The organism is Achromobacter aloeverae, assembly GCF_004121055.1.
In the GTDB taxonomy this organism is placed as follows: domain Bacteria; phylum Pseudomonadota; class Gammaproteobacteria; order Burkholderiales; family Burkholderiaceae_B; genus Bordetella_C; species Bordetella_C aloeverae.
On sequence record NZ_PYAL01000009.1, the window covers coordinates 325,968 to 347,701 of the forward strand.

A 21,734-nucleotide genomic window follows, 5' to 3' on the forward strand; every position below is an offset into this window, starting at 1 on the left:
CGCACCGCCGGTTCCGGCGGGCTCCCCCGTCGTGACAGCGAGTATATTATCGGTTCCACCCCCACCCTTACGGAATTTCGCAGGTCTCATGCAGGCTCTTTGGATGTTGTTGGCGGCGCTCATGTTCGCCATCATGGGTTCTTGCGTGAAACTGGCCGCCGAGCACGAGGCCTCCCTGGCGCAAGTCGTGCTGTTCCGGGGCATGCCCTCGGTGATCCTGATCCTGGCGTGGGCACGGGCCGGCCGTCACTCCATCGTGCCGACCCGCTGGCGGCCGCACCTGTGGCGCAACCTGGCCGGCGTCTCGTCGATGTGGCTGGGCTTCTATGCGCTATCCCATCTGCCCTTGGCCACGGCCACCAGCCTGAACTACACCTCGCCGCTCTTCATCGCCGGCTACATGCTGGGGTGGGGCGGCGTGCAGCGCGATCCCGTGCGCATCACGTCCGTGGCGCTGGGCTTCCTGGGCGTCATCGCCGTGCTGCGGCCCAGCATCGGCGACGATCAGTGGCTGCCGGCGCTGCTGGGCCTGGGCGCCGGCGGCGCCGCGGCCATCTCGATGATGCAGATACGCGAACTGGGGCGCATCGGCGAGCCGGAATGGCGCACCGTGCTGTTCTTTTCGCTGGCGGTCAGCCTCAGCAGCATCGTCGGCCTGTTCATCCACGGCTGGGGCCAGGCCGACCTGGCCGGATACGCCGCGCTGTTCGGCATCGGCCTGTCGGGCCTGTGCGGCCAGCTTGCGATGACGCGCGCCTTCGGCCTGGGCTCGGCCCTGTTGACGGCCGCCTTGCAGTACACGACCATCATCTTCGCCGCCTGCCTGGGCATGGTGTTCTGGCACGATCATCTCGATGCCATCGCCTGGTCCGGCATGGGCCTGATTATCGCGGCCGGCTTGCTGTCGGTCTGGCGGACCATGCGCGAAAAGCGCCCCCTTACCAAGACTGCCCGGGAGAATGCCGTATGACGATGACCTTGATTTCCGTATCCGAACTGGCCGCGCGCCTGGGCGATGCCGACCTGCGCGTGTTCGACCTGCGCCATGACCTGATGGACCACGCCGCCGGCCGTCGCCAATACGAGCAGTCGCATATCGCGGGCGCCCGCTACCTGGACAACGAGACCGAACTCGCCGCGCCGCGCACGGGCAGGAACGGCCGCCACCCCTTGCCGGACCGCGCCGCGCTGGCCGCGCTGCTGTCCAGCCATGGCGTCACGCCCGCCACCTTGGTGGTCGCCTACGATGCCAGCGGCGGCCAGTTCGCCGCGCACCTGTGGTGGATGCTGCGCTGGCTGGGCCACGATCGCGTGGCGGTGCTCGATGGCGGCTGGCAGGCCTGGTCGGCCGCTGGCCTGGCGGTGGAGAGCGGCGCCGGCCCGCAGGCGGCGCCCGCCGGCGCGGGCGGCGGCCTGGTCCCGCGTCCTCCCCTGACCGAGCCGGTGGACGCCGACAGCGTCCTCGCCAATATCGCGCAGCCGGCCTACACGGTGCTGGATGCCCGCGCGGCAGCCCGCTACCGGGGCGAAATGGAGCCTATCGACCCGGTGGCCGGGCATATTCCGGGGGCCTTGAACCGGCCCAATACGGAAAACCTCGCCGCCGATGGCCGCTTCAAGTCGCCGCAGGAACTGCGCAAGGAATTCGAGGCCGTGCTGGGCAAGCGCGCACCCGACACCATCGTGCACCAGTGCGGGTCGGGGATAACCGCGACGCACAACCTGCTGGCGATGGAAGTGGCGGGCCTGGCCGGATCGCGCCTGTATCCCGGCTCGTGGAGCGAGTGGATCAGCGATCCTTCGCGGCCCCAGGCCAAGGGCTGACCGCCGGGGGGCGGATCAGGGCGCCCGGCCATGCCGCCGGATGGCGCGGCGTCGCCCGCGGCGACGCGCCCAGGCGGGGCGGCCGCATGGCCTGGTGCTGTTGCGACACCTGGGCGGCGATTTCCATGAAATAGGACAGGGGGGGCGGCGGCTCGACCCCTATGCGGCTGGCTTGGTCGTCCCAGCGGCGCAGGCGGATGGCCTCCGGCGCCCAGGGAATGGCGGAAAATTCGCTGGCCTGGGTCGCGTCGAAGATGCCGCCCGCGAGATCGAGCGCCCGGCGCGCCGCGCTGTTGCTCGGTCCCAGGTAGTCGGGCTCGACGAAGCACAGGTAGCGGTGCGCCTCGACATGCAGGCGGATGGGTTCCAGCACGTCGGGCCCGAACAGGTCGCGCAGGAAGGGCAGGACGAAATATTGGTGCTTGTAGTCGGCGCCCTCGATGCGCACGGCATCGGGGTGCTGGATGATGAGGTGGCCGAGGTCATGTAGCAGGGCGGCGGTCACCAGCGAGGGGGCGGCATTTTCGGCCAGCGCCAGCGCGGCGGTCTGGCGGGCGTGCTCGGCTTGCGTCACCGCGGTATCGCCGTAGGGCAGGTTACCGGTGAGGTGGAAGAGGTTTGCTATCTGGTCCAGAGTCAGTCCCATGGCCTTGCTCCTTACGGTCGCGCAGCATGGCGCGCGCTGTGGTGGTCCTTTTCAGTTGACCAGCGCGACTTGATTTTTTCATGACGGCGGAGCGGAGAATCGCAGGCGTTGAGTAACGGTCTGTGTAGTGGTCTGCGTAGAGACCTGAGTAGTGGCCTGAGTAGTGGCCTGTAGGGCCTGTTTAGCGCCTGTTAGCGGCCTGTGCGGCGCCGCCCCTCCTGCGTGGACGGGCTGTGCGCGCGGTTCTCCCTGGCGAGAGTGGCCCGCGCGCACGGCAGGGCATTACGGATGGGGTTCCGTTTCCGCCATTATGGTTCTGTACCACTCATGGAAATGTTGCATGCCATCTTCCATGGGTGATTGGTACGGACCCGCTTCGGTGACGCCGCGCAGCATCAACGCCTTGCGGCCGGCGTCCATGCGTTCGGCGATCTCGTCGTCCTCGATGGCCGTTTCCATGTAGGCCGCGCGTTGCGCCTCGACGAACTCGCGCTCGAAGGCGGCGATTTCCTCGGGGTAGTAGAACTCCACCACGTTGACCGTATCCTGCGGACCGCGCGGGTGCAGGGTCGACAGCACCAGCACGTGGGGATACAGCTCGATCATGTGGGTGGGGAAATACGTCGCCCAGATCGCCCCGAATTCCGGCGCGTCGCCCGCCCGGTATTGCATCAGGTTGTCGTGCCACTTGCGGTAGACGTCCGAACCGGGTTGCGCCAGGGCATTATGCACGCCCACGCGCTGCACGCTGTGCCAGTTCCCGAATTCCCATTCCAGGTCGTCGCAGGTGACGAAATGGCCCAGGCCCGGGTGGAAGGGCGCGACGTGGTAGTCCTCCAGGTAGACCTCGATGAAAGTCTTCCAGTTGTAGTTGCACTGGTGGACTTCGACATGGTCCAGCACATAGTCGCCGAAATCGAACTCGGGCCGGTTGAACAGCGTGGCCAGGTCCTTGGACGGATCGCGCGGGCCTTCGAACAGCAGCCCGTGGCAATCGCGCAGGCGGAACCGCGGAAGGTCCATGCAGGGCGTGGCGGCGAACTGGGGCGCGCCCAGCAACTGGCCCTGCTTGTCGTAGGTCCAACGGTGCAGCGGGCAGACGATATTGCCGCCGGTGGCGCGCAGGTTGCCGGCGGTGTTGACGTTGCCGGATACGTTGCCGGTGGCGCCGCCCAGCATCAAGGCCTGGCGGTGGCGGCAGACATTCGAGATGAGTTCTATGCCTTCCTGGTTGCGCACCAATACGCGTCCGCCGTTTTCCTGGACGAGCGTGCGCCAGTCTCCTACCTCGGGAACCATCTTCTGGTTGCCGACGTACAGGGACGACTGTTTGAAAATGATTTCTTGCTCGCGCTGAAAACGTGCTTCGTCAAAATAGGCGCTGACGGGTAGCTGCGTGCGAGCCGGCACAAATTGCGCCATCCGACCGACGTCGGTCATGATTCCCTCCGCTCGGATAAAAAAGCCAGGACGGCACGGATCCGTTCTGGCGCGAAGAAAAATCGGGCTGGCCGATCAAAACGTCGATTGTACCCCAGGGGGAGGCGCGGGCCAAACCCGCCCTCCCGCGGTCTTGTTCGGTGGCTGCTTCGTTGTTCCCCAGTGCCGCGCGGCTACCGCGGCACCGTCACTGCAGTACCACGTTCGCCTGCTTCACCAGTGCCTGGACCACCGGCAATTCCGCCTTGATCTGGGCGGTCAGCGCCTGCGGCGTGCCGTCGCTGGGCTGGATGCCCATCTCCAGCATTTTCTTGCGTACGGTCTCGTCCTTGAGCGCGGTGGCCAGCGCGCCCTGGAGCTTGTCGAGCACTTCCGGCGGCGTGCCCTTGGGCGCGACGAAGCTGAACCAGGCGGCCATGTCGAACTTGGGATATCCCTGCTCGGCGATGGTGGCCAGCTTGGGTTCGCTGTCCAGCCGCTGCTTGCTGGTGATGCCGAAAACCTGCACCTTGCCCGCGTTGGCTTGGGGCATGCCCGTGGCGACCATGTCGAAGAACAGGTCGACGTCGCCGCCGATCAGGGCGGGCAGGGCCTGGTTGGCGCCCTTGAAGGGGACATGCAGGATGTCGATGCCGGTCTGGGACTTGAAGAGTTCGGCGGCCAGGTGCGAGGAGGTGCCCGGGCCGAAAGTCGCGAAGGTCAGCTTGCCGGGGTTCTTCTTCGCGTAGGCGACCAGTTCAGCGGTGTTGTGAAAGGGCTCCTTGGGGCCGGCCAGGAGGACCAGGGGGCCGATGCCCACCATGCCGATGGGCGCATAGCCGTCCGGGTCGTAAGGCAACTCCTTGTACAGGTACCGGTTGGTCACCAGGGTTGAATTGGTGGCCATGAGGACGGTGTACCCGTCCGGGGCTTCGCGCTGGACATAGGACGCGCCGATGGCGGTGCCCGCGCCGGCGCGGTTTTCCACGATGATCGAGGCCTTCAGGTCCTTGCCCATGCGTTCGGCCAGCAGGCGGGTCAGCACGTCGGTGGCGCCGCCTGCCGGGAAGGGCGAGACCACCCGGATGGGCCGGTCCGGGTATTGGGCGCTGGCGGCGCCGCAGGCGCCCGCCAGCGCCAGGGCGGCGAAAAATACCCCCAGGCCGCCCGGCTTGCGCCGCTTGCTGCCCCCAAGGGGGCACTCTTTGCCGCCGGGCCGTCCCAAGGCAAAAAACTTGAGCCAATGTCGCATGAATAAATCCCCAGGAAGATGAGCGGTTGAAAAAAACACCGCGACTTATTAAATTCCGTATATCGGAATTAAATTTTGTATTACGGAATTCAATATAAAAAGGGATCTCGTCGAATGCAATCCTTTCGCGCTCAAGGAAAACCCGAGGTGACGCCTGCCGCCGAGACCGAGCGCGCCGGCGACGCGCCCGTGGCCGCTGTGGGGCGGGATCGGGCGGGGCGACGACGGCGCTCGGTGGCGGCGGAGGGAGGGAAGGGGGCGGAGCGGTCGGCCGATTTCATTACCGCCCTGGCGCGCGGGCTGCAGGTCCTGCGTTGCTTCCAGTCGGGCAGTGGAGCCTTGGGCAACCTGGAATTGGCGCGGCTGACCGGGCTGCCCAAGGCCACGCTCAGCCGCATTACCTACACCCTGATGGAGCTGGGTTATCTGCGGTATGACCGCGACAGCGGCCGTTATGCGCCGGGGCATGGCGTCCTGGCGCTGGGCCTGGGCCTGTTGTCGGGGCTGGAGGTGCGCCAGCTGGCCAAGCCGGCCATGCAATCCCTGGCGCAGCAGACGGGCGCGGCGCTGGCGTTGGGCACTTGTGATGGCGACGCCATGGCCTATGTCGAGGCCATCCATGGCTCTTCGGCCTTGTACCTGCGCCTGCCGGTCGGTTGTCGCGTGAGCATGGACAGTGCCATGGGGCGCGCCTACCTGGCCTTGCTGGCGCCCGCCGCGCGGCGGGACCTGTTGTTGCGCCTGGGGCCGCTGGCGCCTTTGCCCGACGTCGTCGACCGTTGCGTCGCCGACCTGGCGGCCACGGGTTGCTGTTTCGCGATAGGCGAATGGCAGTCCGGCATCAACGCCGCCGCCGCGCCTTTCGAGTCCGCCACGGGCGAGGGCATCTTCGTCATCAGCTGCGGCGGTCCCGCCACCTTGCTCCCCGAATCCGTCCTCCGCGACGAGGTCGCCCCCATCCTCCGCCGCACCGCCCAGTCCCTGTCCCGCCCACCCCAGTAATTCGCTCAACTCCCACCCCCCCCCCCCACCGCACCCGTGTTAAGAACCCCACCCCCATCGGGGAAACCGCGGATCCGGGTACCCCGGTCCGCCGGTTTCGCCCCCTGGGGGGCCCGCGTAAGCGGGTAGGGGGGGGCCTTTCCCCTTGCTACAATCGTCGGATTCTTCTCACGCATTCCGGAGATCCGCTTGGCGTCCAGGCAAATCCCCCCCGTTCCTCCCGAGGCCGACCCGGCCGATGCCGCTGCGCTGCCGCAGGATTTCGAAGGCGCGCTGGCGCAATTGGAGGACCTGGTCGCTTCGATGGAAGACGGTTCCCTGCCGCTGGAAGCCTCCCTGGCCGCCTACAAGCGCGGCGTCGCGCTGACGCGGATCTGCCAGGAACGCCTGGCCCAGGCCGAGCAGCAGGTGCGGGTACTGGAAGGCGACTTGCTGCGCCCGCTCGAACCCGGGGCGTTGGACGACGACACGAACGGATGAAGCAGAACCACCTCGCCTTCGCGGACTGGCTGACGGCCCGCGCGCAACACATCGAGCAGACCCTCGACGAGCTCCTGCCGCCGGTCGACGCCGTGCCGTCGCGCCTGCACGAAGCCATGCGCTATGCCGTCCTGGGCGGCGGCAAGCGCGTGCGCGCCGCACTGGTCTACGCCGCCGGCCAAGCCTGCCCGTTCAGCGGCCATGCCATGGCGATGGAAGCGTCGCTCGATCGCGCCGCCGCCGCCGTCGAGCTGATCCACGCCTATTCCCTGGTGCACGACGACCTGCCCTGCATGGATGACGACACCTTGCGGCGGGGCCAGCCGACCGTGCACGTGCGCTACGACGAAGCCACCGCCATGCTGGCCGGCGACGCCTTGCAGCCTCTGGCGTTCCAGTTCCTGGCGGACATGCCCATCGCCCCGGCCCTGGTGGTGCAGGCGACCCAGGCGCTGGCGCGCGCCGCCGGCAGCCGCGGCATGGCGGGCGGCCAGGCCATCGACCTGGCCAGCGTGGGACGCACCCTCACGCGCGACGAACTGCAGCAGATGCACGGCATGAAGACCGGCGCCATGCTGTCCGTCAGCGTGGCGCTGGGCGGCATCGTGGCGGGCGCGAGCTCGGTGGCCCGCCGCGCGCTGGACGACTACGCCCAGGCCATCGGCCTGGCCTTCCAGGTGGTGGACGACATCCTGGATGTCACCGCCGACACGGCAAGGCTGGGCAAGACCGCGGGCAAGGACGCGGCCGAGAACAAACCGACGTATGTTTCCTTGCTGGGACTGGACGAGGCGCGCCGTTTCGCTTCGTCCTTGCGTGATACCGCCCTGCAAGCGCTGGCGCCGCTGGGCGAGGGCCGCCAGCGCCTGGCGGAATTGGCCGATTTCATCGTTTTGAGAGACCGTTGACGTTCGTCCGGCCCGGCGTCGCCGGACTGGACGATGTGCATCCGATCGCACGCGGGACTATCCTTTACAGCATGACCACAGAACTCCTGGACACCATCGCCAGTCCGGCCGACCTCAAGCGCCTGGACCGTCGCGAGCTGAAAAAACTGGCCGACGAATTGCGCGCCTTCGTGCTGGAGTCCGTCTCCAGGACCGGCGGCCATTTGTCCTCCAACCTGGGCACGGTCGAGCTGACGCTGGCCCTGCATCACGTTTTCGATACCCCGCACGACCGCATCGTGTGGGACGTCGGCCATCAATCCTATCCGCACAAGATCCTCACCGGTCGGCGCGCGGAGATGGCCACGCTGCGCCAGGAAGGCGGGATCTCCGGCTTTCCCCGCCGCTCCGAGTCCGAATACGACGCCTTCGGCACCGCGCATTCGTCGACCTCGATTTCGGCGGCGCTGGGCATGGCCGTGGCGTCCCGCAATGCCGGCATCGCGCGCCAGCACATCGCCGTGATCGGCGACGGCGCCATGTCGGCGGGCATGGCCTTCGAGGCCATGAACAATGCCGGCGTCACGCCCAACATCAACCTGCTGGTGATCCTGAACGACAACGACATGTCGATCTCGCCGCCGGTGGGGGCGCTGAACCGCTATCTGGCACGCCTCATGTCGGGCCGTTTCTATGCCGCCGCCAAGAACGTCGGCCGTGCGGTGCTGCAGCACGTGCCGCCGGTGCTGGAACTGGCCCGCCGCATCGAGGAGCATGCCAAGGGCATGGTCACGCCGGCCACGCTGTTCGAGGAGTTCGGCTTCAACTACGTCGGCCCCATCGACGGCCATGACCTCGACGCGCTGGTGCCCACGCTGCAGAACCTGCGCGAACTCAAGGGCCTGCAATTCCTGCACGTGGTCACGCGCAAGGGGCAGGGCTACAAGCTGGCGGAGGCCGATCCGGTGCTTTACCACGGCCCGGGAAAGTTCGACCCCGCCGTCGGCATCGTGCCCGCCAAGTCGCCCGCCAAGGTCACGTTCACCCAGGTCTTCGGGCAGTGGTTGTGCGACATGGCGGCGGCCGACGAGCGCCTGGTGGGCATTACGCCGGCCATGCGCGAAGGCAGCGGCCTGGTGGAATTCGAGCGGCGATTCCCATCCCGTTATTTCGATGTCGGCATCGCCGAGCAGCATGCGGTGACATTCGCCGCCGGCATGGCCTGTGAACGGCAAAAGCCGGTGGTCGCCATCTATTCGACCTTCCTGCAGCGCGGCTATGACCAGCTGGTCCATGACGTGGCCTTGCAGAACCTGGACGTCACGTTCGCGCTGGACCGGGCCGGCCTGGTCGGCGCCGACGGCGCCACCCATGCCGGCAATTACGACACCGCCTTCCTGCGTTGCATCCCCAACATGGTCGTGGCCACGCCTTCGGACGAAGCCGAGGCGCGCTTGCTGCTGACCACCTGCTATCGCTATCCGGGCCCGGCTTCCGTGCGCTACCCGCGTGGCGGAGGCAGCGGCGCCGTGGTCGGAACCGACCTTAGCGATGTGCCGCTGGGCAAGGGCGTCGTCCGGCGCGAGGGCGGCGGCCGCATCGCCTTCCTCGTCTTTGGCACGCTGCTGCCGGCCGTGTTGCGCGCCGCCGAGGCGCTGGACGCGACGGTGGCCGACATGCGCTTCGTCAAGCCCCTGGACCGTGACCTGGTGCTGGCGCTGGCCGCCCGCCACGAGGCCCTGGTGACCGTCGAGGACGCCGCCATCATGGGCGGCGCCGGCAGCGCGGTGGCGGAAGCCCTGAACGAAGCGGGCGTGCAGTCTCCGCTGCTGCAACTGGGCTTGCCGGACCGTTTCATCGACCATGGCGACCAGCAGGCCCTGATGGCCGGCGTGGGCTTGAGCGCCGCCGGCATCGAGGCCTCGGTGCGGGAGCGGTTTGCCGCCCTGCTGGCGGCCGAGGCGCCGCGTGGCCGGGCCGTGGCCGGCTGAGCAGGATCCAGGTAAGGGCGGTGAGGTAGGGGCGGTGAGCCGGGATTTGTGGCCGCGCGGCCACGTCGTCCGGCTCCTCGTGCTATCGCTTACCTATCGCTAATAGGGTTTTCACGGGTTTTGCATGGTTTTTACGCAATAATGCAAGTCCTTCAGCTATTTGGGGCGGTCGCCGCGCGGCCGCTCGCGGCAGGTAAACCAATATGAATTCCCCGATCGACCCCGCCATCGTGATGCCGGACGTGCAGAGTTCGGCCGATACCCGTCATATTCCCATCCAGCGCGTGGGCATCCGCGGCGTGCGCCATCCCATGCTGGTGCAGGCCGGCGACGGCAGCGCCATGGCCACGGTGGCCAACTGGACGCTGACGGTGGCCTTGCCGGCGGAAGAAAAGGGCACCCATATGTCGCGTTTCGTGGCGCTGCTCGAAAAGTATCGCAGCACCCCCATGACGCCGACCCTGTTCCGCGCCATGGCGCGTGAAATGCTGCCGCTGCTGCACGCGGAAACAGGCGATATCACCGCCGCGTTCCCGTATTTCATCAACAAGTCGGCGCCGGTTTCCGGCGTGCAGAGCCTGATGGATTACGAGGTCCAGTGGATCGCCCGCGCCAGCGGCGACGACGTGGAATTCGAACTGGTGGTGCAGGTGCCCGTCACCAGCCTGTGCCCGTGTTCCAAGGCGATTTCCGAGTACGGCGCGCACAACCAGCGGTCCCATGTCACCGTCACGGCCATCCTGGGCGACGACGTGGGCATGGAAGACGTCATCCGCGCGGTCGAGGAAGAAGGCTCGTGCGAACTGTGGGGCCTGCTCAAGCGTCCGGACGAAAAGTACGTGACCGAGCGCGCCTACGACAATCCCAAGTTCGTCGAGGACCTGGTGCGCGACGTCGCCGCGCGCATGGCGGCGCGCCAGGGAATCAAGCGCTACCGCGTCGAGGCCGAGAACTTCGAATCCATCCACAACCATTCCGCGTACGCGGTGGTGGAAGGCTAGGGCCTGGCCTGCGTCGGGCTGCCCCGGAATCCGGGGTGTTGTCTCGCCATCGCAACGCCTGGCGGGCGATGGGCTGGTCTCGCCCGCCCGATTTGACAGGTGATTTGCACTATCTGTCGGTTCCGGCGATAATATAAGGCTTTCCTGCTCGACTCCTGATCGTTGGGGGCGGGCTGACCCTGGTTCGAGCCCTGCCCGTCCTCGCGGCGTGGTGGACGTATCGCGCCAGATATCCACTAGGAGTTTTACCCATGCGTCACTACGAAGTAGTGTTCATCGTCCACCCCGACCAGAGCGAGCAGGTGCCCGCCATGGTCGAGCGGTATCAGGCGCTGGTCACCGGCCAAGGCGGCACGGTGCATCGCCTGGAAGACTGGGGTCGCCGTCAACTGGCCTACCCCATCCAGAAGCTGGTCAAGGCCCACTACGTGTGCCTGAACATCGAATGCGGCCAGGCCACCCTGGACGAGCTCGAACATTCCTTCCGCTACAACGACGCCGTGCTGCGCCACCTGGTCATCAAGACCAAGAAGGCCCAGTCGGGCGCCTCGATCATGATGAAGTCGGTCGAGCGTGAAGAGGCCCGCAAGGCCTCGGCGGAAGCGGCTGCGGCTCAATCCGAATAAACGGCCAGGCGGACCGTGGCGCGCGCGCCCAGTCCGCATGCGCACCGGGCCCTTCATCGGGACGCTTCATGAACCAGGTCGTACTCAGCGCGCAGGTCCTCGAAAGAGAAGCCTTGCGCTACACCCCGGCGGGTTTGCCCGCGCTGGAGATGTTGCTGGGTCACCAGTCCGAAGTGATCGAGGCCGGACATCCCCGTCGCGTCGAATTGACGATCGCGGCGGTGGCGCTGGGAGACCTGGCGCTGTTGTTGGCGGATGTCGGCCTGGGGGCGCAGCTGCAGGTCCAGGGTTTCCTGGCGCCGGTACGCAAGGATGCGGTCAAGCTGAAGCTGCACATGCAGCAGGCGACGCGTCTTGCGGGCAGCGATCCGGTCACCGTTTAGTTTTGGATAAACAGGCGGCCTGGGGTTGATCCAGGTCACACGTAAAGAATTCGGGTCCACGGACCCCTGCAAATTAAGAGGCACATCATGGCTTTCTTTGGCAAGCGCAAGGAAAAACGCAAATTCCCGCAGCAGAACCCGCTGTTCAAGCGTCGCAAGTTCTGCCGCTTCACCGCCGCTGGCATCGAAGAGATCGATTACAAGGATCTGGACACGCTGCGTGATTTCATTCAGGAAAACGGCAAGATCATTCCCGCTCGCCTGACCGGCACCAAGGCGCACTACCAGCGCCAGCTCGACACGGCCATCAAGCGCGCCCGCTTCCTGGCTCTGTTGCCGTACACCGACAACCACAACTGATCCGGGGCCAGACATGCAAGTTATCCTGCTCGAAAAAGTCGTCAACCTGGGCAACCTGGGTGAAGTGGTCCGCGTGCGTGATGGCTACGCCCGCAATTTCCTGATCCCGCAGAAGAAGGCTACCCGCGCCACCAAGGCCGCGCTGGAAGCCTTCGAAGCGCGCCGCGCCGAACTGGAAAAGGTCCAGGCCGAGCGCCTGGCTGCCTCCCAGGCCGTGGGCGAGCGCCTGAACGGCTACCAGCTGAAGCTGTCGCAGAAGGCTGGCGTGGACGGCCGCCTGTTCGGTTCGGTCACCAACGCCGACATCGCCGAAGCCCTGCGCAAGGCGGGTTTCGATTCCGTTGAAAAGGGCTTCGTGCGCCTGCCCAACGGCGCCCTGAAGGCGGTCGGCGAGTACCCGGTGCAAGTTGCGCTGCACGCCGACGTCGTCAGCGACATCAGCGTGGTGGTCGAAGGCGAAATGGCCTAAGCAAGGCGCATGGAAGCGGCTGCCCCAGGCGGCCGCTTCCCGATGTGCCGCCGGCCCAGCCGGCGCACGATCGAAAAATTGCGTTACCAGAGCCGGCCGGGTGCCGGCTCTGGTCTTTTGTCGGGCCCCAATCCGGCCCTCATCCGCCCCCCCTCCGACCCCATCCGGCCCCCTTGTCCAAGGTCCCGCATTGATCTCTACACCCGCACACCAGTCGCCACCGCCCGATCTGCAGGCGTGGCTGGAAACGACCGCGCCGCGGCCGCTTCCGCAGGTGCTGGAGACCGAGCTGGACGGCGTCCATTTCGTGGTCAAGCGCCGGCGGGCCAGCGTGGGCGGCGGCATCAGCTATGCGTTGCGCTACCTGCGCGCGCTTTTCCTGGGCGTAGGCTGCAAGCTGTTCCTGGGCGAGTTCCCGCGCCCCGGCATCCTTTTGCGTAATGGCCTGGATTTCGAGGCGCAGCGGCTGCGCGTGCTGCTGGCCGACGGCTGCAGGGTGCCCGCCATCTGGTACGAGGCGCCCGGCCTGCTGGTGCTGGAGCACGTGGGCGAGGACCTGTCGTCCGTGATTCGGCACGGTAGCGATGAAACGCGCAGCCATTGGGCGCGCCTGGCCGGGCGCGACCTGGCTGAGTTCCATCGACGCGGCCATTGCCATGGCGGGGCCCAGATCCGTAACCTGACGATACGGGACAACGAGCTCTGGCGCATCGATTTCGAAGAAAATATCGGCGAGGCCTTGTCGCCGCCCTTGGCCCAGGCCTACGATCTGTTCCAGCTGGTCGCATCGCTGGTGTCCTTGCGCAAGCTGCCCGTGGAGATCATGCCCAGGCTGGCGCGCGATATGGTGCAAGGTTATTTCGACGTCAATCCGGATGCGCGCGTGCGCGCCCGCCTGACGCGCCTGGGGCGTGTGCTGGGGGGACTGGCGCGCGTGCTGCGCCCGCTGCTGGGCCGGCTGTCGTCGCGCGATATCCAGGGTTTTTTCCGGGTTGCCGACGTGTTGCGGGGCCTGACCCAGCCCTGATTCCCGCCACTTTGAGCGCACGCCTTCATGAACTCGCCCACCGCCGCCAATAGCAACGACACTTCCCTCGAATACCTGCGCGTGCCGCCGCACTCCATCGAGGCCGAGCAATCGGTGCTGGGCGGCCTGCTGCTGGACAACGCCGCGTGGGACCGCGTTGCCGACGTGCTGGTGGAGGAAGATTTCTATCGTCACGACCACCGCCTGATCTGGCAGGCCATGGCCAAGCTGATCGGCCTGTCGCGCCCCGCCGACGTGGTGACCGTGCACGAGGCGCTGATCACCAACGGCAAGTCCGAGGACGCCGGCGGCATCGCGTACCTGAACTCGCTGGCGCACAACACGCCATCGGCGGCCAACATCCGGCGCTATGCGGAAATCGTGCGCGAGCGCGCCACGCTGCGCAAGCTGGTCACCATCGCCGACGAGATCTCGTCGGCCGCGTTGAACCCGCAGGGCAAGGAGGCGCGCCAGATTCTGGACGAAGCCGAGTCCAAGGTCTTCAAGATCGCACAGGAAGGCCAGCGCGGCGCCGCCGGCTGGCACGAGATCCAACCGCTGCTGACGCAGGTGGTGGAGCGCATCGACGAGCTTTACCACCGCGATACCGAATCCGACGTGACCGGCGTGCCCACGGGCTTCACCGATCTCGACAAGATGACGTCCGGCCTGCAGGGCGGCGACCTGATCATCGTGGCCGGCCGCCCGTCCATGGGCAAGACCACCTTCTCCATGAACATCGGCGAGCACATCGCCATCGAGCAGGGCCTGCCGGTGGCCGTGTTCTCCATGGAAATGGGCGCGGTGCAGCTGGCCATGCGTATGCTGGGGTCGGTCGGCCTGCTCGACCAGCATCGCATGCGGACCGGCAAGCTGACGGCGGAGGATTGGCCGCGCGTCACGCACGCCGTCCAGATGATGCAGGACGCCCAGGTCTATATCGATGAAACGCCGGCCCTGAGCGCCATGGAAGTGCGCGCGCGCGCGCGTCGCCTGGCGCGCCAGTGCGGCCAGCTGGGCCTGATCATCATCGACTACATGCAGCTGATGGCCGGCAGCGGCAGCAGCGAGAACCGCGCGACCGAGATTTCGGAAATCAGCCGTTCGCTCAAGGGGCTGGCCAAGGAGCTGAATTGCCCGTTGATCGCGCTGTCGCAGCTGAACCGCAGCCTGGAACAACGCCCCAACAAGCGTCCCGTGATGAGCGACCTGCGCGAGTCCGGCGCCATCGAACAGGATGCCGACCTGATCCTGTTCATCTATCGCGACGAGGTCTACAACCCCGATTCGCCGGACAAGGGCACGGCCGAGATCATCATCGGCAAGCAGCGTAACGGGCCCATCGGCACGGTGCGCCTGACCTTCCAGGGCATGAGCACGCGCTTTCTCAATTTCTCCGGACAGCAGTCCTACTGACCGTGTGGCGGCGGCCTGCGGGGCAGGCCGCTACGCTAGGGCGTCCATGGCACATCCATGGCGTCCGCGGTGTCCGCAGTGTCCGCGGCGTCTACAGTCGATCCGACGCCGCTCTCGGAAAATTCCCAGGAATCCCCGGCGCTCCTGGCCCACTCATCGTTCGTTCATACCGCGGATGCGCATGTGCGTGTCCGTGTTCAACCACGATGAGGAGATACTCAATGGGAGTTTCCGTGAATGTGTCGCCGTCCGCACCCGCCTATTTCCATAATCCCGGTTTTGTCGGCGACCAGGATGCGTCCGACATCGCCGGCGGCGCCGGGGCAAGTCCAAGCCGGGCGGAGCAGTTCAGCGCCGCGCCAAGCCGGGCACAGCGGGCGCGCGCCAGCCGCCGAGAGCGCAGGGCGAATAACCCGTCCCGGTATTACGTCAATCAGGACGCCGACCCCGCGGCGCGACGCTGCAGGTTGGCCGAAGCGCTGCCCTACTGCGAATTGGCGGAGTCCATCGGCAGCGGCTCCGTTCCCCAGCCGTGGGTGCGCGTCACTCGGTTCAACGAAGCCTTGGTTGACAAGCTGACCCAAGGCCAAGGCAGGTATCCGAAGATCTACGTTGATGACGGTGTCATCAAGGACGGCGCCAGCGGGTTTTCCGCGCAAGTGGTCAGGCACAAGGACAAGAACGAATATGTGCTGGTCTTCGGCGACAGCGGGAAGGGGTGGGCCAAGCCTCGCAGCCTGGTCGATAAGGTCGTGGGGCTGGCCACGCCTTTTGCCAAGGGCATAACGGCCGGTCTTTCGGCGGTCGGCCTATCGATGCGCAGCTACGACCAGGCCAAGGTAACCGCGAGCGAGCTGCAACGCCTGCTCGGTAGGACGCTGGCGGGCAAGTCGCACACGCTCACGCTGGTCGGACGAGGGCAAGGGGGCGCCGACGCACAGTTCGCGGCCCTTCATGCCACTCCGGCCTTGCGGGCGAAGGTATTTGCCTCGACGCAGCACAATTTCGCCTGGTTCGGCAACGCGCCGTCGGACAACCTGGACAGAAGCAAGGACTTGATCGAGCAGTACTCGGTGCGTGGTGATCCGGTTCCCGCATTGCGCGGCCTTCTGGGAAGCAACGAGGGGTTTGGCACCGCCTATCACTTCGACGGCGATACGACCAAGGGCTTCTTCCACAAGCACGAGCGTGTCGCGGCGCACATGAAGTTCCAGATCGAGGGCGATCGATCCACACATTCGGCGCCCGCCACGTCCCGTATCGCTATCGGCTAAGCCGGCCGCCGTCACGGCGCGGACCGGCGGCGATCAGTGGTGGTCGTCTTTCTCGTGGGGATCCACTGGGCGGTTCGCCCAGCGGCTGGCCAGCACGGCGCAGACCATCAACTGGATCTGGTGGAACAGCATCAAGGGCAGCACCACCGCGCCGACCGCGTGGCCGGCGAACAGCACCTGGGCCATGGGCACGCCGCTGGCCAGGCTCTTCTTCGAGCCGCAGAACAGCAGGGTGATGCGGTCAGGCAGGTTGAAGCCGAAGATGCGGCCAAGCAGGGTGGTCGCCAGCAGGGCCACCGCCAGGATGGCGGCGCAACTGACGACCAGGCCCGCCAGGGCGTCCAGCGGCGTGTTGTGCCACAGGCCTTCGTTGACGGCTTCGGAGAAGGCTGTGTAGACCACCAGCAGGATGGAGCCCTGGTCGACGAACTTCAGCATGGCCTTACGCTTGTGCACCCAGGCGCCGATCCAGCGGCGCATGATCTGGCCGACGATGAAGGGCAGCAGCAGTTGCAGCATGATCTTCACGACCGCGTCGAAGGACACCGGGGCGCTGCCCGCGTTGGCGATCACCAGGCCCACCAGCACCGGCGTGACGAAGATGCCCAGCAGGCTGGACGCCGACGCGCTGCACACCGCGGCCGGTACGTTGCCGCGCGCCATCGACGTGAAGGCGATGGCGGACTGCACGGTGGCGGGCAGGCAGCACAGGAACAGGATGCCCAGGTAGAGCTCGGGCGTCACCAGCGGTTGCAGCACCGGGCGCAGCAGCAGGCCGATGATCGGGAAGAGGATGAAGGTGGTCGAGAAAATGACCGCGTGCAGGCTCCAGTGCGTGAAGCCCTTGATGATGGCCTCGCGCGAGAGCCGGGCGCCGTGCAGGAAGAACAGCAGGCCGACCGCGAAGTTGGTCAGGTTGCTGAAGAACTTGATGCCCTGGCCATGCGCGGGCAGCAGGCTGGCGATAAGGACGGTGATGACGAGGAAGAGGGTAAAGCGGTCCGGCAGGAGACTTACGAGACGTTTCATTGGAGATGGCTTGCCGCCGGCGCTGCCGGGCGCATGGGAACACCCGGGGTCGCATCCCGGCGGGGATCGAGGGATGGAAGGAAATCGGTTGCCGGGCATTGTACTTCGCTGACGGCATAAGGGCCGATCCAGGCTCCAGCCGCCCGGCTCAGCAAGCGCCGGCCGACAGCCGGGCTACCTCGCCCGCATCCGGCAGCCGCGCTACATCCCAGCACGCTTGCGCCAGGCGCGCCGTCCGCCCGGCCGGCAGCAGATCGCCGATCAGCCCGTTGAATTTCTCTTCCAGGTCCGCATCGCTCATCGGCCGCGCCAGCGTGCCCAGCGCTTCGGGCACATGGCGGTCCAGCTGGCGGCCGTCTTTCAATGTGATGCGCACGCGGCCTTCCAGCTTGCGCATATCCGGGTCCAGTTCGGTGGTCACGCGGCGGCGCAGCGCCACGACGCGCGGATCCAGCACGGCGGCGGTACCGAACTGCGTTTCTCCGGCAGCGCCGAACACCAGGGCGGCGGCCAGGGCATGGAAGACGCTGAACTTGCCTTCCAGCCCGGTACGCGGCTCGGGCTTGGAGGTGAGTTCCACTACCAGCGGTCCGACGGTGGCGTGCACCGCCTCGATGTCCTCCGGCGCCAGGTCGTACTCCCGGCGCAGCTGCAAGACGCCGTCGATCACGGCATGCTGCACCAGGCCGCAGGCGTAGGGTTTGTACATATTCCTGAGCAGTTCATAGCTGTCGCCCAGCCCCGTCGTGATGACCGCCGGGTCGAAGCGCGACGACATCACCTGGCCGAAGCCGCGCCTGGCCTCCAGGGCGCGCGTCGAGCTGGTGTAGCCGTGCTGCGCCATCAGCGCCGCGCTCAGGCCGTTCTGCGCGGCCTTGCCGGGATGCAGGCTCTTGCACATGCTGCCGAACATCTCCCGCAGGCCGGCCGATTGCGTGGCCGCGATACCCAGCGCCCAGGCCATCCGCGTTTCGTCCAGGCCCAGCAGCTTGCCGGCGGCCGCGGCCGCGCCGAAGACGCCGGCGGTGCCCGTGATGTGCCAGCCACGGTCGTAATGCTCGGGAAACACCGATAGCGCGATGCGGATTTCCGCTTCCACGCCCAGGACATAGGCGAGCACCAGTTCGCGGCCGCTGCAGCGTTTCCATTCGGCCAGCGCCAGGATGGCCGGCAGCACCGGCGCGCTCGGATGCACCGCGCGATAGTGCGTGTCGTCGAAGTCCAGCACGTGCGAACTGATGCCGTTGATGAGCGCGGCGTGCAGGATGTCGGCGCGTTGCGCGCGGCCGGCGATCTGCGCCTGCGGCGGGCCGAAGAAGGGCGTCTGCGCGTCCAGCACGGCCTGCACGGTTTCATGGCGCGCCGCGCCCAGGGCGCAGCCCATCCAGTTCAGCAGGCCGCGCGAGGCCTCGTGGATGACGGCGGGAGGCAGGTCTTCATAGCGCGCCTGGACCAGGTAGCGGGCGAGGGTGAGGGTGACGTCCTGGTCGGCTTGTCGCGGGGTGGCGGTTTGCATGGGGTGTCAGTCGATGTGGATATGGGCGGCCGCGACGATGGCGGCGGATTTGTCGATTTCCCGCTTGACGTAGGCGTCCACCTCGGCCGGCGTGCCATGCCCCGCGGTGGCGCCTTGCACTTGCAGCGTCTTCCGCACGTCGGGCAGTTGCATGATCCTGGCCACGGCCTGGTTCAGCTTGTCGATGATGGGGCCGGGCGTGCCGTTGGGAACCATCAGCACGAACCAGGTGTTCGATTCGAAGTCGGCCACGCCCGCCTGCCGCATGGTGGGGAGTTCCGGCGTGTTGGGGTCGGGTTGGGCGCTGGTGGTGGCCAGCGCCCGCAACTGCCCGGTGCGCACTTGCGGCAGGACGGACAAGGCATTGGCGAACATCATGTCGACCAGGCCGGACATCAGGTCCGTCATGGCGGGCGCGGAGCCGCGATACGGCACGTGGCGCAACTGGATGCCGGTGTCGGAGGCGAACATCTCCGCCGTCAGCTGCGGCGAGCTGCCGTTGCCGGTGGATGCGTAGGTGAGCGTGTCGGGCTTGCCCTTGGCCAGGGCGACCAGCTCGGACACCGTCTTGGCGGGCACCTTGGGATTGACCACCAGGATGAAAGGCACGGTGGCCATCAGGGCCACCGATCGAAAATCCTTCTCGACCTTGAAGGGCAGGTTCCGGTACAGGCTCTGGCTGATGGCGATGGATGACGGCGCGGCCAGCAGCGTGTAGCCGTCGGGCGCCGTGCGGGCGGCCTCGCCGGCGCCCACGTTGCCGCCCGCGCCCGAGCGGTTCTCGACGATGAAGGTCTGGCCCAGCTCCGTGGTCAGCTTGGCCGCGACCAGGCGGGTGACGATGTCGACGCCCGCGCCAGGGGGGAAGGGCACGATCACCCTGACCGGCTTGGTCGGGTAGGTGTCGGCATGCGCGGGCAGGCCGATGGCCGTCGTGGCGGCCAGCAGCGCGGCGCGCAGGACCGGCATGAATCGGTGGGTCATGGTTGTCTCCTCGTTGGGCACGGCGGCATGGGCTCATGGGGCTCATGGGGTTCATGGAACCCATGGCGCTCATGGCTCATATCGCATGCGGGGCACGCGGGGCCCCGTCGCGGCGCTGATTACAGCCCGGCTGGTGCCTGGGGACAATTCGAAAGATTGTTTGAATTCATAAGCTCAGCGTATGAATCCGGCAGGTTCAGGATGGGATGACGTCCGTTTCCCGTCGTGGCGTGTCGCGCAGCATCTGGCACAGGCGCGCGGCCGCCGGCGACAGCGCATGGTCCGCATGGCGGCACAGGCAGATCTCGCGCAGGGGCTGCGGCGCGCGCAGCGGCCGGCAGGTGACGCCGCGCAGGTTCAGTTCGGGCAGCGCGATGAGGGGGACGATGGTGATGCCGAAGCCCGCCCGCACCATGCTCAGCGCGGTGACGGTATTCAGCACTTCATGGTCGGCCTGCTTGGCGATGCCGTTGTCGGCGAAGGCCTGGCGGATGAGATCCGATTGCGCCTGCAGCCAGATCAGCGTCTGCGCTTCCAGCATGCGCCAATTGAGCGTGCGGCGGCGCGCCAGGGCGTGGCCGCGCGGCAGGACGGCGACCAGCTCGTCGTCGAAGAGGCGTTCGAACACCAGGGGATGGGGCGATTCGAAGCGGGAGCAGATGGCGAAGTCCACTTCGTAGTTGAGCACCAGGTCGGCGATGTGCGGGCTGCGCGCCTCGTGCAGGCGAACCCGCACGTCGGGGTATGCGTCATGGAAATCGGCCAGCGCGTCGTTGACCAGCCCCAGCGCCAGGGACGGCAGCACCGCCAGCGACAGCCGGCCCTGCTTGAGCTGCGTGATGGCGCGGGCGTTGTTGCAGGCGGTGTCGATCTCCAGCAGCCCGCGCCGCATCTGGTCGCGCAACTGCGCGCCGATGTCCGTGATGCGCACGCGGCGGGTGCTGCGGTCGAACAGCTTGACGTCCAGGGCGCCTTCCAGGTCGCGGATCAACTGCGAGAAGGCCGGCTGCGTCATGCCGATTTTCTCGGCGGCGCGCGAGAACGACAGCGAGTCGGCCGCCGCCAGGAAACCCTCGATCTGCCGCAGCTTGACGCGCATGTCCGGTGCCCGGCGCTAGGGAGCGGCCGCGCCGGTATGTTGCGGCGTCATCGCCAGCGCCACGTCGAAAGCCGTGACCAGGGACCGGTGATCGGCCACGCCGCGCCAGGCGATGTCGAAGGCCGTGCCGTGGTCCACGCTGGTGCGCACGAAGGGCAGGCCCACCGTGACGTTGACGCCTTCGTCCACGCCCAGGTACTTGACCGGGATCAGGCCCTGGTCGTGGTATTGCGCCACCACGATGTCGAAGTCGCCGCGCCGCGCCCGCATGAAGACGGTGTCGCCCGGCCAGGGGCCGCTGGCGTCGATGCCGTCGGCGCGCGCATCGGCGATGGCGGGGGCGATGATGTCCAGGTCCTCGCGGCCGAACTTGCCGTTCTCGCCGGCGTGCGGGTTCAAGCCGGCGACGGCGACGCGGGGGCGGGCGATGCCCATCTGGCGGCAGGCGTGGTCGGCCAGCCGCATGGCGCGCAGTTCCGCGTCGCGCGTGATGCCCGCGAAGACATCGGCCAGCGCGACGTGGATGGTCACCAGCAGGACCCGCAGCTCGCGGTTGGCGAGCATCATCGCGAAATCCTGCGTGCCGGACCGCTCCGCCAGGATTTCCGTGTGGCCCGGATAGTCGGCCCCGCCGGCGTTCATGGATTCCTTGTTCAACGGAGCCGTCACGATGGCGCGTATGCGTCCGGCCTTGGCGTCGTCGATGGCCGCGCACACGTAGTCATAGGCGGCGCGGCCCGCCGCCGCGCTGACCTGGCCGGCCGGCAGGTCGGCGGGCAGGGCGGGAGAACAGGCGATCACGGGAATGACGTCGGCCGCGCGCGACGCGATCCCGGCCGGGTCGGCGATTTCCTCGACCCGCAGGCGCGCGCCCACCAGGGCCACCGCCCGCCGCAGCGCGCCGGCGTCGCCATAGACGACGGCCGGTGCGCCCAGGCCCTGCGCATAGGCCTTGACGATGATTTCGGGACCGATGCCGGCGGCATCGCCCATGGTGATGCCCAGCGGCAGGGAGGAGGAAGCGACGGCGGTCATGGGGGCATGCGTGG

21 protein-coding genes and 1 pseudogene are annotated in these 21,734 nt (G+C 67.2%); 14 read left to right on the forward strand and 8 right to left on the reverse strand.

Features of this window, described 5'->3' with window-relative positions; translation table 11 throughout:
• Positions 1-88: 88 nt before the first annotated feature.
• Complete coding sequence (locus C7R54_RS26975; protein WP_129153995.1) at positions 89-970, forward strand: DMT family transporter; 882 nt, start codon at positions 89-91, stop codon at positions 968-970.
• Positions 967-1,824 (forward strand): sulfurtransferase, encoded by an 858-nt coding sequence (locus tag C7R54_RS26980; protein WP_129153996.1) that lies wholly within the window; start codon positions 967-969, stop codon positions 1,822-1,824. The genes C7R54_RS26975 and C7R54_RS26980 overlap by 4 nt, the downstream gene beginning before the upstream one ends.
• Positions 1,825-1,927: 103 nt before the next feature.
• On the opposite strand, the pseudogene C7R54_RS26985 reads toward C7R54_RS26980, so the two are convergent.
• The 3 genes and pseudogenes from C7R54_RS26985 to C7R54_RS26995 all read right to left on the reverse strand — a co-directional run.
• Positions 1,928-2,470, reverse strand: a pseudogene (locus C7R54_RS26985) (HD domain-containing protein); the annotation flags it as partial.
• 282 nt (positions 2,471-2,752) lie between these two features.
• On the reverse strand, positions 2,753-3,910 hold the full coding sequence (locus tag C7R54_RS26990; protein ID WP_129153998.1) for an aromatic ring-hydroxylating oxygenase subunit alpha: 1,158 nt from the start codon (positions 3,908-3,910) through the stop codon (positions 2,753-2,755).
• Between the two features lie 187 nt (positions 3,911-4,097).
• Positions 4,098-5,141, reverse strand: coding sequence for a Bug family tripartite tricarboxylate transporter substrate binding protein (locus C7R54_RS26995; RefSeq protein WP_129153999.1), 1,044 nt, complete (start codon positions 5,139-5,141; stop codon positions 4,098-4,100).
• Positions 5,142-5,216: 75 nt separating this feature from the next.
• Here C7R54_RS26995 and C7R54_RS27000 point away from each other — a divergent pair, with 75 nt between their 5' ends.
• From C7R54_RS27000 to C7R54_RS27055, 12 genes are all read left to right on the forward strand, one after another.
• The gene (locus C7R54_RS27000) at positions 5,217-6,143 is read left to right on the forward strand and encodes an IclR family transcriptional regulator (RefSeq protein ID WP_377814853.1); all 927 of its coding nucleotides are present in this window, start codon (positions 5,217-5,219) and stop codon (positions 6,141-6,143) included.
• A gap of 189 nt (positions 6,144-6,332) precedes the next feature.
• On the forward strand, positions 6,333-6,623 hold the full coding sequence (locus C7R54_RS27005; protein WP_240039733.1) for an exodeoxyribonuclease VII small subunit: 291 nt from the start codon (positions 6,333-6,335) through the stop codon (positions 6,621-6,623).
• On the forward strand, positions 6,620-7,531 hold the full coding sequence (locus tag C7R54_RS27010) for a polyprenyl synthetase family protein (protein ID WP_129154001.1): 912 nt from the start codon (positions 6,620-6,622) through the stop codon (positions 7,529-7,531). Before C7R54_RS27005 ends, C7R54_RS27010 begins: the two co-directional genes overlap by 4 nt.
• Positions 7,532-7,602: 71 nt before the next feature.
• The gene (dxs, locus tag C7R54_RS27015) at positions 7,603-9,501 is read left to right on the forward strand and encodes a 1-deoxy-D-xylulose-5-phosphate synthase (protein WP_129154002.1); all 1,899 of its coding nucleotides are present in this window, start codon (positions 7,603-7,605) and stop codon (positions 9,499-9,501) included.
• A gap of 203 nt (positions 9,502-9,704) precedes the next feature.
• A complete protein-coding gene (folE2, locus tag C7R54_RS27020) occupies positions 9,705-10,502 on the forward strand; it encodes a GTP cyclohydrolase FolE2 (protein WP_129154003.1) in 798 nt (265 codons plus the stop codon).
• Between the two features lie 251 nt (positions 10,503-10,753).
• Positions 10,754-11,128, forward strand: a complete 375-nt coding sequence (gene rpsF / locus C7R54_RS27025; RefSeq protein ID WP_129154004.1) for a 30S ribosomal protein S6 — start codon at positions 10,754-10,756, stop codon at positions 11,126-11,128.
• A 68-nt stretch (positions 11,129-11,196) separates the two neighbouring features.
• Positions 11,197-11,511 carry a primosomal replication protein N gene (priB, locus tag C7R54_RS27030; protein WP_129154005.1) on the forward strand — a complete coding sequence of 105 codons (315 nt, stop codon included), beginning with the start codon at positions 11,197-11,199 and terminating at the stop codon, positions 11,509-11,511.
• A gap of 87 nt (positions 11,512-11,598) precedes the next feature.
• Positions 11,599-11,871: a 30S ribosomal protein S18 gene (gene rpsR, locus C7R54_RS27035; protein ID WP_129154006.1), complete on the forward strand. Its 273-nt coding sequence runs from the start codon at positions 11,599-11,601 to the stop codon at positions 11,869-11,871.
• A gap of 13 nt (positions 11,872-11,884) precedes the next feature.
• On the forward strand, positions 11,885-12,340 hold the full coding sequence (gene rplI / locus C7R54_RS27040; protein ID WP_129154007.1) for a 50S ribosomal protein L9: 456 nt from the start codon (positions 11,885-11,887) through the stop codon (positions 12,338-12,340).
• 190 nt (positions 12,341-12,530) lie between these two features.
• Positions 12,531-13,367: a BUD32 family EKC/KEOPS complex subunit gene (locus C7R54_RS27045; RefSeq protein ID WP_129154008.1), complete on the forward strand. Its 837-nt coding sequence runs from the start codon at positions 12,531-12,533 to the stop codon at positions 13,365-13,367.
• A gap of 27 nt (positions 13,368-13,394) precedes the next feature.
• The gene (locus C7R54_RS27050; protein WP_129154009.1) at positions 13,395-14,783 is read left to right on the forward strand and encodes a replicative DNA helicase; all 1,389 of its coding nucleotides are present in this window, start codon (positions 13,395-13,397) and stop codon (positions 14,781-14,783) included.
• A 233-nt stretch (positions 14,784-15,016) separates the two neighbouring features.
• Complete coding sequence (locus C7R54_RS27055; RefSeq protein ID WP_192903751.1) at positions 15,017-16,057, forward strand: hypothetical protein; 1,041 nt, start codon at positions 15,017-15,019, stop codon at positions 16,055-16,057.
• Between the two features lie 33 nt (positions 16,058-16,090).
• Here the strand turns inward: C7R54_RS27055 and C7R54_RS27060 are convergent, their stop codons facing one another.
• The 5 genes from C7R54_RS27060 to pdxA all read right to left on the reverse strand — a co-directional run bounded on the left by C7R54_RS27060 (position 16,091) and on the right by pdxA (position 21,720).
• Positions 16,091-17,086 carry a bile acid:sodium symporter family protein gene (locus C7R54_RS27060; protein WP_129154011.1) on the reverse strand — a complete coding sequence of 332 codons (996 nt, stop codon included), beginning with the start codon at positions 17,084-17,086 and terminating at the stop codon, positions 16,091-16,093.
• 148 nt (positions 17,087-17,234) lie between these two features.
• Positions 17,235-18,602 (reverse strand): MmgE/PrpD family protein, encoded by a 1,368-nt coding sequence (locus tag C7R54_RS27065; RefSeq protein WP_129154012.1) that lies wholly within the window; start codon positions 18,600-18,602, stop codon positions 17,235-17,237.
• A gap of 6 nt (positions 18,603-18,608) precedes the next feature.
• Positions 18,609-19,586 carry a tripartite tricarboxylate transporter substrate binding protein gene (locus C7R54_RS27070; protein WP_129154013.1) on the reverse strand — a complete coding sequence of 326 codons (978 nt, stop codon included), beginning with the start codon at positions 19,584-19,586 and terminating at the stop codon, positions 18,609-18,611.
• A gap of 196 nt (positions 19,587-19,782) precedes the next feature.
• Positions 19,783-20,685: a LysR family transcriptional regulator gene (locus tag C7R54_RS27075; protein ID WP_129154014.1), complete on the reverse strand. Its 903-nt coding sequence runs from the start codon at positions 20,683-20,685 to the stop codon at positions 19,783-19,785.
• A 15-nt stretch (positions 20,686-20,700) separates the two neighbouring features.
• Positions 20,701-21,720, reverse strand: a complete 1,020-nt coding sequence (gene pdxA / locus C7R54_RS27080; protein ID WP_129154015.1) for a 4-hydroxythreonine-4-phosphate dehydrogenase PdxA — start codon at positions 21,718-21,720, stop codon at positions 20,701-20,703.
• Positions 21,721-21,734: the final 14 nt, after the last annotated feature.